The organism is Streptomyces griseoviridis (assembly GCF_005222485.1).
Lineage (GTDB): Bacteria > Actinomycetota > Actinomycetes > Streptomycetales > Streptomycetaceae > Streptomyces > Streptomyces hintoniae.
The window spans coordinates 652,564-665,238 of the sequence record NZ_CP029078.1; the positions used below are offsets into that span (position 1 = coordinate 652,564).

At 69.2% G+C, this 12,675-nt stretch carries 7 protein-coding genes and 1 pseudogene; 2 read left to right on the top strand and 6 right to left on the bottom strand.

What is annotated here, in order from left to right:
* Window positions 1-39: 39 nt before the first annotated feature.
* From DDJ31_RS02745 to DDJ31_RS02770, 6 genes are all read right to left on the bottom strand, one after another.
* Window positions 40-1,632: a phytoene desaturase family protein gene (locus DDJ31_RS02745; protein WP_127181897.1), complete on the bottom strand. Its 1,593-nt coding sequence runs from the start codon at window positions 1,630-1,632 to the stop codon at window positions 40-42.
* Between the two features lie 371 nt (window positions 1,633-2,003).
* A complete protein-coding gene (locus DDJ31_RS02750; RefSeq protein ID WP_127181896.1) occupies window positions 2,004-4,346 on the bottom strand; it encodes a serine/threonine-protein kinase in 2,343 nt (780 codons plus the stop codon).
* A gap of 830 nt (window positions 4,347-5,176) precedes the next feature.
* A complete protein-coding gene (locus DDJ31_RS02755; RefSeq protein ID WP_164785058.1) occupies window positions 5,177-5,398 on the bottom strand; it encodes a hypothetical protein in 222 nt (73 codons plus the stop codon).
* A gap of 361 nt (window positions 5,399-5,759) precedes the next feature.
* Window positions 5,760-6,575 carry a hypothetical protein gene (locus DDJ31_RS02760; RefSeq protein WP_127181895.1) on the bottom strand — a complete coding sequence of 272 codons (816 nt, stop codon included), beginning with the start codon at window positions 6,573-6,575 and terminating at the stop codon, window positions 5,760-5,762.
* Window position 6,576: 1 nt separating this feature from the next.
* On the bottom strand, window positions 6,577-11,097 hold the full coding sequence (locus DDJ31_RS02765) for an AAA domain-containing protein (RefSeq protein ID WP_240678473.1): 4,521 nt from the start codon (window positions 11,095-11,097) through the stop codon (window positions 6,577-6,579).
* A gap of 331 nt (window positions 11,098-11,428) precedes the next feature.
* Complete coding sequence (locus DDJ31_RS02770; protein ID WP_127181893.1) at window positions 11,429-11,629, bottom strand: hypothetical protein; 201 nt, start codon at window positions 11,627-11,629, stop codon at window positions 11,429-11,431.
* On the opposite strand from DDJ31_RS02770, the gene DDJ31_RS02775 reads away from it, so the two are divergent.
* Both DDJ31_RS02775 and DDJ31_RS39820 read left to right on the top strand, forming a co-directional pair.
* The gene (locus DDJ31_RS02775) at window positions 11,618-11,953 is read left to right on the top strand and encodes a hypothetical protein (RefSeq protein WP_240678309.1); all 336 of its coding nucleotides are present in this window, start codon (window positions 11,618-11,620) and stop codon (window positions 11,951-11,953) included. The genes DDJ31_RS02770 and DDJ31_RS02775 overlap by 12 nt on opposite strands.
* Window positions 11,946-12,404: pseudogene (locus DDJ31_RS39820) on the top strand (TniQ family protein); the annotation flags it as partial. The gene DDJ31_RS02775 and the pseudogene DDJ31_RS39820, both read left to right, overlap by 8 nt.
* Between the last annotated feature and the right edge of the window lie 271 nt (window positions 12,405-12,675).

Genomic DNA, 12,675 nt, shown 5'->3' on the forward strand with positions numbered 1-12,675 from the left:
GCACCTCCGGCCCCTGAACGGCCTTCCGCGGAAGGCCGTTCAGCCGCCGGTCGTCTCCAGGACCGCCATCGCCGCGTTGTGGCCAGGCACCCCGCTCACCCCTCCCCCGCGCACCGCGCCCGCCCCGCACAGCAGGACGTTCGGGTGCCGGGTCGCGACGCCCCACCGGCCGCCGCTGTCGGCGTTGTCGGCGCCGTCGGCGTCATCGGCGTAGGGCCAGCTGAGGTCGCGGTGGAAGATGTTGCCGCCGGGCAGCCGCAGGTCGCGTTCCAGGTCGAGCGGGGTCTTCGCCTCGATGCAGGGGCGGCCGTCGGCGTCGGTGGCGAGGCAGTCGGCGAGCGGTTCGGCGAGGTGGGCGTCGAGCTGGGCGACGGTGGCCTTGAGCAGTTCGTCGCGGGTGCCGTCGTTGTCCCGGTCGAAGAGGCGGGCGGGCGTGTGCAGCCCGAAGAGGGTGAGCGTCTGGTAGCCGCGTTCGACGAGGGCGGGGCCGAGGATCGTCGGGTCGGTCAGGGAGTGGCAGTAGATCTCCGACGGCGGCTCGGCGGGCAGGTGGCCCGCGGCGGCCTGGGCGTGGGCGGCGCCCAACTGCTCGTACCCCTCGGCGATGTGGAAGGTGCCGGCGAACGCCTCGCGCGGGTCGACGGAGGTGTCGCGCAGCCTCGGCAGCCGGGTGAGCAGCATGTTCACCTTGAGCTGGGCGCCCTCGGCGGGCTCGGGCGGGGCAGCGCCGGTGAGGGCGGCCAGTTCGCGGGGGGACGCGTTGACGAGGACGTGCCGGGCGGCGACGGTTCCCTCGCCGTCCGCGGTCCGGTAGGTGACCTCGGCGGCGGTGCCGTCGGTGTCGATCCTGACCACCTCGTGGCCGGTGGCGAGCGTCGCGCCGGCCGCCCGCGCGGCCCCCACCAGGGCGCCGGTGAGGGCGCCCATGCCGCCCACGGGGACGTCCCAGTCGCCGGTGCCGCCGCCGATCACGTGGTAGAGGAAGCAGCGGTTCTGGCGCAGTTCGGGGTCGTGGGCGTCGGCGAAGGTGCCGATCAGGGCGTCGGTGAGGACCACGCCACGGACCAGGTCGTCGGCGAACCGGTCCTCGATCGCGACACCGACCGGCTCCTCGAAGAGGGTCCGCCACGCCTCCTCGTCGTCGACGCGGCGGCGCAGCTCTGCGCGGGTGGGCAGCGGCTCGGTGAGGGTGGGGAAGACCCGCGCGGCGACCCGTCCTGTCAGCCCGTAGAACCGCTGCCACGCCTGGTACTCGGCGTCCGAGCCGGTCAGCCGGGCGAAGGACTCCCGGGTGCGCCGCTGCCCGCCGCCGACCAGCAGCCCGGTGGGGCGGCCCGCGCGTTCGGCGGGCGTGTACGAGGAGATGGTGCGGGCGCGGACCCGGAAGTCGAGGCCGAGATCCCGGACGATCTTCTTGGGCAGCAGGCTGACCAGGTACGAGTACCGCGAGAGCCGGGCGTCGAGGCCGGTGAACGGCCGGGTGGAGACGGCGGCGCCGCCGGTGACCTGGAGCCGCTCCAGGAGCAGCACGGACCGTCCGGCACGGGCCAGGTAGGCGGCGGCGACCAGGCCGTTGTGCCCTCCGCCGACGATGACGGCGTCGTACGCGCGGTGTCCCTCGTGTGCAGCCATGGTCCTTCGTAACACGCGTTGATCGGGAACGGCCAGAGGGAGCCCTCGGAGCGCCCGGCGCGGCGAGCCGGAGGACCGGAAGGGGAGCACCGGGCAGACGGGCAGACGGGCAGACGGGCAGACGGGCAGACGGGCAGACGGGCAGACGGGCAGACGGGCAGACGGGCAGACGGGCAGACGGGCAGACGGGCAGACGGGCAGACGGGCAGACGGGCAGACGGGCAGACGGGCAGACGGCCGAGGATGCTGGGCCGCGGCCCGGGTACGAGGACGGCGGTCGGCGACGGCGGTCCAGGCGACGGCCGCCCGGGATCGCTGCCCGGGACCGCTGCCCGGACCGCTGCCCGGGACGGCCGGCCTCCGGGTCGGTGTCAGCCCGAGGCGCCCCGCTGCCGCAGGACCGCGACCTTCCGGTACAGCTCGACCGCTTCGGCGCCGCGCCCGAGCCGCTCCAGGCAGTGCGCCTCGTCGTTGCGGCTGGCGAGCGTGTCGGGGTGGTCGGGTCCGAGCACCTGGGCGCGGGTGGCGGCGACCTGACGGTACTCGGCCAGCGCGTCGGACCAGCGGCCGAGCCAGCCCAGGCCGACGGCGACCTCACGGCGGCTGACCAGGGTGTCGGGGTGCTCGGGGCCCAGCACCCGGGCCCGGACGGCGCACACGTCACGCGACTCCGCGAGCGCCTCCTCCCAGCGGCCGAGCCGTCCGAGGTTGACGCCGAGGCCGTGCCGCGCGCGCAGCGTCTCGGGGTGGGTGGCGCCCTGCACCCGGGTGCGGTCCGCGACCAGGTCGCGGTAGACAGTGAGCGCCTGCGCGCCGCGCCCGAGGCGGCCGAGGCTGATGCCGACCTCGTAGCGGGCGGCGAGCGTGTCGGGGTGGTCACGGCCGAGGGCTTCGGCGCGGGCGGCGGCCACCTCCTGGTAGGCGCTCAGGGCCTCCGGCCAGTGCCCCAACTGACCCAGCGCGTAGGCGACTTCGTAGCGGGTGACCAGGGTGTCGGGATGGTCGGGTCCGAGCACCCTGGCGCGGGCGGCGGCCACCTCGCGGGCCATCAGGTACGCGTCCTCGATGCGGCCGAGTCTGCTGAGGTTGAAGGCGAGGTTGTGGCGGCAGCGCAGGGTGTCGGGATGGTCGGCGCCCTGGGTCAGCTCCCGGGCCGCGAGGACCGACGTGTACACCTGGTGGGCGTCGAAGTGGCGCCCCGACTGGCCCAGCACGTAGGCCGTCTCCTGGCGGGCGGCGAGGGTGTCGGGGTGGTCGGCGCCGAGGGCCCTGGTGCGGGCGGCGGCGACGAACCGGTACTCCTGGAGGGCGTCGACGGCCCGGCCGGTGCGGCTGAGGCTGAAGGCGACCTCGTAGCGGCTGGCCAGGGTGTCCGGGTGCTCGGGGCCCAGCAGATGGGCGCGTTCGGCGGCGACCGCGCGGTGCACCTCGCCGGCCTCGGTCCAGCGGCCGAGCCGTCCGAGGCTGAGCCCGGCGTTGTGCCGTCCGGTGAGCGCGGCGAGGGTCCGCGGCGGCGGTGGCGACGCCAGGTCGGGGGGCGGCGGTTCCTCGGCGCGGCCGGCGGCGGGGCGGGCGATCCACTCGCCGGTCAGCCCGGCGGCTGCGTCCGGCGGGGCGGTGCGCGGTCCGGCGCCGATGGCCTTGTGACCGGTGGTCATGCCAATGGTCCAGGACGGCATCCGGGCCGGCCCCGGCACCGTGGCCAGATGGCCGGGGGCACCGGCAACACTCGGGAGACCGAGGGCGTCCGGGAGTCCGGGGACACCTGAGATGCCAGGGATACCGGAGTGTCCGGGGATACCGGAGTGTCCGCTGATGCCGAGGATGCCGGGGATGCCGGGAAGCGTTCGCGGGTAGGCCGTCGCACCGCGCCCCGCGGCGATCCTGCGGGTCACCTCGTCCGCGTCGGACGGCCGTCGCTCGGGCTCCTTGGCGAGCAGGTCGAGGATGATCCGGTCCAGGAACTCCGGCACCTCGGGCCGCCGTTCACGCGGTGGCACCGGCGCGGTGTCCCGGTGGCCGATCAGGATCGCCCAGGTGTCGCCGAGGCCGAACGGCGGTGCGCCGGTGACGAGTTCGTACAGGACACAGCCGAGGGAGTAGAGGTCGCTGCGCTCGTCGACCTCGGCGCCGCCGATCTGCTCGGGTGACATGTAGTGCGGGGTGCCCATGGCGACGCCGGTGCCGGTGAGGCGGGCGGTGAAGCCGATGTCGGCGCCGAGCCTGGCGATGCCGAAGTCGCAGATCTTCACCGTGCCGTCGGTCAGCCGCATGATGTTGGCGGGCTTGAGGTCGCGGTGCACGATGCCCTGCCGGTGGGTGTAGGCGAGGGCGGCGGTCACCTGGTCGGCGATGTCGACGACGACGTCGACCGGCAGCGGCCGCCGCTGGTCGTCCTCCAGGAGCTGGCTCAGATTGCGGCCGTCGAGCAGCTCCATCACCAGGTGCAGGACCCCGTCGGACTCGCCGAAGTCGTGGACGACGGTCACCCCGCGGTGCTGGAGGGCCGCCGCCACCCGGGCCTCGCGCCGGAAGCGTTCCCGCAGCACCCGGGTGAAGGCCTGGTCGTGGTGCGGGCCCGCGGGTTTGAGGCACTTGACGGCGACCTGTCTGCCGAGCGACTCGTCCCGGGCACGCCACACCTGGCCCATGCCGCCCCGCCCGATCAGGTCGAGCAGCCGATAGCGGCCCTGGATCAGTGTGTTCTCCCCCATCTCCCCCGACCGACCTCCCCCGTCGCCGTGCGTCCGCTCTCCCCTGGCTCGTCCAGTATGGCGAGCTATCGTCCGAGTTTGTACGGGGCGGGCCGGGAGTCCGGGGCGAGTCGCGGGAGGGCGCGCGGGAGGTGCCCCGGCGGCGGCGGTCGGCGCGGCCGGGCGGAAAGCGGCCGTGGCGCGGCGCGGACGGCACGGGACCGCCGGTCGACGTCCTGGTCGGCAGGGAACGGGCCGACCCGTCCGGCTCCGGGGCGCACGACGGCGGAGCGGCGTACGCGGACCGCACCGCGCGCCACTTCGGCGGGCCGCGCGCCGGTGACGGAGGGGAGGCTCCCCACCGGTCGCCGGTGCCGCAAAGGCCCGCGCCCGTGCCGTGAGGTTCCGCGCCCCTGGCACGAGGTTCCGCGCGCGCCGTGAGGTTCCGCGCGTGTGACCGGGCTCGCTAGTTGGCACCAGGCCACGTTCACGACCTGCACTGATGCCAAGTAGCTTCAGTGGCCGGAGTCGCGGAATCAGCGAAATAGTTGGCACTTTGGTACAGCACAGGATATGAGGCGTTTGTCGCCTCACGGACATCCCCGTGGACGCTGCCATCCGTCTTCAGGGCCATGAGTTCGAAATCGCCCTCGTCTGGCACCCGCTCTCCGGCCGCCAGGTCGCCTCCGCCTTCCATCTGGAGACCGGCCTCCTGTGCGTCCTGCTCTCCCGCCGCTCTTTCGCCGACATCGTCGTGGCCCGCGCCGGCATCACAGACCGCTTGGACCGGCATTCCCGCAGCAGTCCGGTCTACCTCGACGTACCTCCGAAGCCTGAGCGGTGGTGCGGCATCACCAAGGACGAGCTCTTTCCCCGGTTTCAATACCGACTCCCCTTTCAGCAGGGAACTCGTCTTCGACGACGCTCTCGTCCGCGAGATCTCCGAACGCCAACTGCGCCGCCTGGCAGAGATCGACGGCTTCCACGAGGCCGCCGACCTGCGCGACATCAACCACGTCGACCTGCTGTGGATCCAGCGGCGCGGCGCAGCACACCTGTACTACACCCAGCAACTCCCACCGCTGCGCGGCACCAGCGTCCGACTTGACCCCCGATCCCTGCTTCTGTGCACCCGCGGCTCAGTGCCGTACTTCCGGACCTACCCCGGCCTGTACGTCCCCGAGCCACTGCTGATCCGGCCGGCAACGCACGGCACAGATCTGCTGACCGCCGGAGCGCCAAGATCCTCGCCCTGACCAAGATGAACCGGAACAACGCCCAACTCGACGAACGTGCTCCCCTCACCCTGCGCACCACCTATCGAGTCGGTTCCATCCCCAAACACGCCCCACTCAAGGCTCGCATCGCCACCCGCCGCGCCTATTACATGTAGCGCTCAGGACGCTGACATCTGCAGCGCCACTTCACGCCGTCTCATTGAGGGGCACTCGCCGCCAAGTCGTTGAGGACAGCGTTGACCGTCGACCAGCACAGATCGGCCGTGTCGAAGTCTGCGCTGTGCTTGGCTCGCTTCTCTGCGAGAGGGTGGACCAGGTTGCGGTAGGTCCGGAGCAGCTCCGAGGCCATTTTCGCGTCCTGGTCGATCCACCCATTGGTGTGCGCGTGCTGGACCAGATCCTGTAACCCGGTGGCGCGTAGCGGCTTGGGAAGGGGCACGCCTGCGGTCCTGACTTCGGCTGCGTGGACCAGGACGCCTTCGAGGAGGCTGCCGAGCATGATGACCGCGGACGTGTAGGCGCCGTGTTCCTGGCAGATGTGCGCCTCATCGAGGCGCAGTTGAACTGCGCGGGCCAGATCTGAGTCGGACACGATATCGGTGATGGCTACTTTGAGTTCCACCCGCTGTAGGCGGGGTGGCTCGTCGGGGTCGTACTGCACGAGCACGGGCTGGCCGTTGCGGTAGTCGATGCGGCGACCTTCCAGCGCCATGACTTCCTGGAGGCGTTCGAGGACAGGGACGTACTCGCTGGCCTGTTGCTGATACTCCCGACGGTCGGCCAGTCGCAGGACGACACGTTCTATGTCACCGGCATCGTCCTCCTTCCGTTCATGCAGGAGGTCCAGGATCCAGCGCTGCCGTGGACTGCCGTCGTGGTCGGGGACATCTTCCCAGCCGGCCCGCCGGAGGAAGAGCGCCAGCTCCCATCCACGCCGTCGTTTCATGCCGGGCTCATCTCCGCAGATCATGGCGGCGAGTTCGTCGAGTGTGCTGTCGTCGAAGTTCTCCATGTCAGGCTGCCTCACTGTCGTCGTCGAGCTCGCCGTCGTAAGGGTCCAGGTCTTCGTCGTCGGGCTCGCCCTCGGCCAGTCCGGCCGGTGTCCATGCCGCATGAGGTTCGGTGTCATCCGAGAATCCGGCTGGCGTAGTGCGCGGGTGGATGCCCAGGTCGGTCAGGCGCTTCCACAAAGGGGCCAGGGCATCTTCCGGTGAGAGCGCGAATGCGCTGCTGCGTACGCGCCAGAATGTCCAGCCGGCGCGACGCAGTTCGCGCTCTCGCTCGGCGTCGTCGTGAATCTGCTGCCTAGTGGAGTGGTGGGGGCTTCCGTCGCATTCGACAGCGAGGCGCCCGTGGTCTCCGGTGACGACGAGGTCGATCCTTTTGCCGTTGACTTCCCACTGCGGCACCACGTCGTAGCCGCGTTCCTTGATGTGCAGGAAGACGCGTTGTTCGAAGAGCGAGTCGAAGGGTTTGCAGCGTTGGTCTGCGCTGACGTTGGTCGGCTGGTGGGCGTGGGTGTAGGGCGGGGGCGGGCTTTGCATGTAGGTGAGCAGAGAGTGTCGCAGGTCTTTGCTGCTGAGCTGGTCGGCGGTCATGGAGTGGAAGAGCCACATCTGGTCGCGGGCCCGGCTGGCGGCCACGTTGAAGCGTCGTTCGTGGTGGCGGCCGGTCGCGGCGATGACGTTGGCCCCGTCGACGACCATCGACAGCAGGATGACGTCGCGTTGGTCACCTTGGAATTCTTCGGGGGTGCCGATCCGGATGTTGTGGCGTTCTCGGGCGGGCATGTCGATGCGCTGGTCAACGAGATCTTGTACGAGCCGGGTCTGGGCGCCTTGGCGCAGGATGATGACGCCCATGCTGCGGTCGGCGTAGGCGGGGTCCTGAGTGAGGCGGTGGAGCTGGTCGGCGACAGCTTCTGCTTCTGGCCGGTTGATCAGCTTGTCCCTGCGTCCCTCGCAGTGACCCTCGGACACGTGAACCACTTTCAGCGGGGGAAGCCGGTCCGAGCCGTGCTGACGTAGCAGGACGAGCTGGTTGTCGGGGTAGAACTGCATCGAGGACCACTTGATGATCTCGGGCATGCAGCGGAAGTGCTCGGTGAGGCGGATCACCTCGGTGAAGCGAGATGAGAGCAGTTCATACAGGTTGGACTTGGGGTCGAAGCCTTCGCGCTGCCAGGGTTCGAGCGCAGCCATGCGTTCGTCGAAGATCTGGGTGATCCGGTCGTGCTTGCTGCCGGTGTAGTAGGGCGCACACTGGCGGTCGTCTCCGACGACGATGATCCGCGGGGCGAGCCACAGCAGCAGCAGTCCGTTCAGACCGACCTGGCTTGCTTCGTCGACGATCACGACGTCGAAGGAGTCCGGTTCCGGGCTGATCGTTTCGGCTACCTGCCTCAGCGGCATGATCCACGCGGGTACCGCACCCTGGGCTGTTTGCATGGCTGAACGTGCGTGGCGTTGATGGCGTTTGCCGTACTCGGTTGTCCCCTGGCCGGCGTTGGCGATGGCGCTGGCGTAGGCAGCCAGGGCTTGCTTGTGCTTCGTGGTCATACGGCTAATGCAGTGGAAGGCCGCACGGTCACAGACGAGTTGTTCCACCAGATCATCGAGCCGGGCTTCGACCTGGGCCAGCTCCCCCTCCACCTGCCCTTCACGTCCAGGAAGCAGATACGTGTCAAGGAAATCTTGTGCCTGCCGCCATGCCCAGGCCTGGGGCAAGGCGGTGAACCGGGCGCGCCAGTGCGCCGTGTGGGGATCCGCAGCGAATGCCTGTGCCAGCTCGGGGTGGGCTTCGCTCAGGCGCTGGAAGAGTTTGCCCGTCTCGCGCCGGTCCGCCTCGCGCTGGTACGCCGCTGCCAGTGCCTCCACGGCCAGTGCGTAGGCCTGCGCGTCGCGGGCAGCTGCCGCATCAGCCGCGTGCTGGAGCTCCCCGACACTGTGTGATTGTGGCTGGGGAAGGCTGGCGAGGAGCTCGTCGAGCTGTCGGTCTACCGTCCTGACCTGCAGCAGCTGCCGGGCCCGTGCTGTGGCGTGGCGAATGTCCTGCCATTGGCCAGGCGTGGTGACCGATGCCGGGATGCCGCTGGCCAGCAGGGTTGAGTGGACTTGGCGGATGACCTCAACACACGTGTCGACGGCCTGCAAGACAGCTGCTCTGTCCAGGAGTTCGGATACCAGCAACTCGGCCGTGTCCTGTCCGACGGTCGATCCGACGCCTGACCATCGGCCGCGCAGTGTACGGGCATGGGCGCGCATTTCCAGATGGCGAACCACCGCGGCGATCCGCTCTCGGCCGTCGGGAGCCGTGCCTTCGACACGGCACTGTTCCAGCAGGACACGGGCTTGTTTGAGAACGGCCGGCCGTGGCCAGCGCTTGTTCAACTGCCCGCCTTGCAGGACGTATTGCTCCACCTTGCGGCCGCTGATCAGGAGCTCTTTCTCCTCGCTTTCGGAAAGCTGCGGTATTTCCACCTCGAGGAAGGAGGCGGCCGCTACCTCCTGCTGGGTCTGCTGGGCACGCCGTGAGGCGTTTCGGACGCTGTCCCACATTTGCTGCCATCGGCGTGCGATGCCGTCTTGAAGTGCACGAGTGGACCACATCTCTTCGTGCCATGACGCAGGATCCGCGGACAGGCCCACACTCTGCAGGGCCTGTTGGGCTTGGTCGAGCAGCGTTTCCAGCACCGTGAGTTCCGCGTCGCCGTGGTCGGCCAGCGTCTGGGCCAGTGGCGTGAAGGGCTCCCGGCCGAGAGCTTCCTCAGCCGCTTCCAGTTCCCTGAGGCGGGCGGCGACATCTGTGGGGTTCGGCAGGGTGGCGGGATCGGGGCAATGATGGATGTGCGCGTCGAGGATTCCCGGACCGTGCATGGTAACCAACAGCCACAACCGCTGAGCCTCATCCGTGGTCAAAGGCGGCAGCGGCTCCGGCTGCGCGGGCAGGGACGGCAGCCACTGATATTCAGCTGTGCCGCGCTCGACTGCCTGCACAATCTCGTCTAGCCGGCCACGGTATCCCGGCGCGATCTCAGAGTGCTCGTACCACTCGACTTCTCGCACCGCCCGCAGGCGCTCCCGCAACTTTGCCTGTTCCGCCATGAGTTGGTGCCGCTGGGTCTGCTGATCCTCAATACGCTGCTGCAGTCTGTCGGGATTCGTGGTCGCGCTCAGGTGGGCCAGAGCACCGAGCGACTGGCGCAGATCGGTACTGCCGCCCTGCCAATGGTCGCGCTGGATGACGCACATGCTGCGCAGCTTGGCGGGCAGCTGGTCCCGTAGCACCTTCAAGGCCTGGCCCTTTTCACTGGTGACCAGAACTCGCTTCCCATCCGCGAGGAGAGCTGCGATCAGGTTGCTGATCGTGTGGGTCTTTCCGGTCCCAGGCGGTCCCTGGACGACCACACTGGTGTCGTGCTGCAGCCTGTCCAGGACATCCATCTGGGCCGCATTCGTAACCATCGGGAACAACGGTTCCGGGCCCAGCGCCGGAGGGACGAAGCCGCTCCTGCTCCGCCAGGCCATACGCTCTTCCGGTTCGAGGTCGTACAGCAGCTGCGCCAGCCCCAGAGGAGCTTGTGTTTCGGGACGTTTCAAGGCTCGGGCGATGCCTTCGAAGAAGCCCAGCACCGAGCGCTGGCCGTGTTCGCGGAGGATGAGCGCCGGCGCGTGATGCAGCGAGCGCGTTCGCGGATCCGCAGTGAGGTCAGGATGCTCCCTCCCGGAATCGAACGGAAGCGTTCGTTCGACTCCGAAGGCTCGCTGTGACCACGAGCGCAAGGCCTCCGTCGCCCGGTCCGACAACGGGTGGAAGGCAACGTCATCGACATCGGAGCGCACGACCCCCAGCAACTCTGAGGTGTAGCCATCGGACTCGCTGAGGAACTCCGTGTCTTCCAGACGGCCGGACAACCCCGGCACCAAGGACACCGTGATGTTGACCGAATTCGCATCAACCGTGAGCGTGACGGGGGCCGTGACGATGTGCCTGCGCACCCGAGCCGAAACGCGCTCGGCCCCCAGTTGCAAGAGTCCTACCGCCAAGACGACTTCGAACGTGTCACCGTCCTGCTGGATCTTCTTGGCCATCCGGTATAGCTGCTGATGCAGACGACGCTGCGGCTCGGCCGCCAGCTCTTCCTGCGCCCACCGCCTCCATCGCCCGGCCCAGGCATCGTAGGCCTTGCGCACCTCCGACGTATCGATGTCCAACGCCTTTGGAATCTCGCTCTCGGCAGCGGGGACTTCGGCTTGTTCGCCATCGGTCGACGTGTCGTCGATCAGCTGGGGAGGCTCCATAGCAGCAGTGGCAGCGGCCTCGACCGACACGCGGCCGTGCAGGATCGCAGGCAGCCGTGGTGCTTCCAGAGGCGGACAGTGCTTGACCACCATGATCCGGGAGTCCGCGTCCTTGGAACGGCGGACGAGCCCTGCGGGAACGTCCCCGAACCACACCGCCTCTGAATACTTGGCACAGTTCCTGACGGGCCGGTAGGCGCCTCGCACCAGTTCCTGCAGACAGTCGACCAACACACGAGTGTCACGGATGGCCTTGGGGTCACTGCCATCGCGTACTGCCGGGCGGGCCATTCCATCCCCCAAACGCCTGCCACCGTGGCAAGCCTTTCAGGCTCCATGACCGACATGAGTCAGGCAATAGGCAGGTCTCAGCAAAGGCTACTTCTCGACACTCAGCGCCTTCCTGCACGAACGCTCCTCTTGGCCGGTGGAGCCGACCGATGTCGTTGCTCGGACAGCCGACTCTTTTGACGTCCTTACCTCGGGGGTGCCCTCCGCCTCCACGTCGTCGGTGTAGGCGCCGGACTGCGGGGCGGCCTTGCCAGGCGCCGCTGCTTCCTGCTGTCTACCGAGCGCGGTGGGTCAGCACGGTCCGCGCCGCGGTGGCTTTGTCCTTCTCGTCGGTGAGGGCGAAGAGACTCATCAGTGTGCTGGCGGCGGCGATGTGGCCCACCTGGTCGATGAGGGCGCCGTAGTACTGGGTGAGCGCGGCCTGCAGCGCGGCCTCGGTATCGGCTACGTCCTCCCTGCCGGCGTGCTGTTCCACTCCTTCGAGGGCATGCTGACCACGGGCGGCATGCCCGAGTACCTGTTCCGCCGCACTCACGGCATCGTCGGCCTGCTTCGACGGCTGGTCGAGGACGGTTGCACGGAGGCGATCACCAGTGGCGAGGAGCGGCTGACACCCGAGCTTCTGGCCCGCACCTCGATCCGCCTGGGCAATCTCGCCGATCTCGACCCCGAGGCGGGCGAGGTCCCCGAGATCCCGCTGAACGTCAAGCCGCCACAGCAGTCGCGGAAGAAGCCGGGAAGGAGGCCGCGCAACACGGTCTTCGACGACCAGGGCGACAGGCCGGCCGCCGATGGCTGAACTCCACAGCCACGACCGACCGCTGGCCCGGAGCCTTGATCCTCTGCCCGGCGAGTCCCTCGGCGGCTACCTGCTGCGGCTCGCTCACCGTCTCCGGCTCTCACCGATTCGCCTGGCCCGGCTGACCGGTCGCACCAGGCCCTCGACAACCCAACTTGGCCGCAGGCTCCTGCTGGACCTCGACACCCGCGCCTTCGCGCACACCGCCCGGCTGAGCGAGGAGGAAGCAACTGCTCTGACGCTTGTTCCCTGGTCAGACCGCTACCCGCCAATTGCGCGCCTGCGACCCGGTTCCGGAGCGCAGGTGTCGCGCGACGACTGGTTGTTCAACGACCATCCTCGCTACTGTCCGAGATGCCTTGCAGGCGACGGCACCGCCGTCCAGCAACAGCACGGAGGCCCGTGGAAGAAGGCGTGGCATCTGCCCGTCGCCTTCGCATGCCCGGTCCACCAGGTATTTCTGCAGGACGACTGCCCTCGAAGCCACTGGATCAATCGAGCGGTCACGCTCCTCGTCGGCCAGCCTGCGGACGCGGCCCTGCACCCGGCGCAGTGCCGACATCCAGTCCAACGCGCCGGTCCGGGCCGGAAAGGACCCTCTTGCGGGACCCGACTGGACCAGCTCAGGAGCACCAGTTCTGCCCGACCGAGTATGAACATGCTCAGGACGCAGCAGCGACTCCTCGACTTCCTCGAACCCCACCAGGCCGCAGCAGACGCCG